At 52.7% G+C, this 281-nt stretch carries 1 pseudogene; it reads left to right on the forward strand.

Annotated features, from left to right (window positions below):
* Positions 1 to 281: pseudogene (gene tppB / locus JTI85_RS21660) on the forward strand (dipeptide/tripeptide permease); the annotation flags it as partial.

The raw sequence follows: 281 nt of genomic DNA on the forward strand, positions 1-281 counted from the left end.
CGTCTGGACGGTGCTTTCACCCTGTTTTATATGTCGATTAACATCGGTTCACTGCTGTCGTTGTCGCTGGCACCGGTGATTGCCGATAAGTTTGGCTACGCAGTGACCTACAACCTGTGCGGAGCCGGGCTTATCGTTGCACTACTGGTCTACTTTGCCTGTCGTGGATGGTGAAGAATATCGGTTCAGAGCCGGACCATAAGCCGCTGAGTTTCCGTAATCTATTCTGCGTGCTGGCCGGAACGGTAGTGATGGTATTTATCTGCGCCTGGCTGATGCAC

The sequence above is a fragment of the Citrobacter sp. Colony219 genome (assembly GCF_019382635.1).
Taxonomy (GTDB): Bacteria; Pseudomonadota; Gammaproteobacteria; order Enterobacterales; family Enterobacteriaceae; genus Citrobacter; species Citrobacter youngae.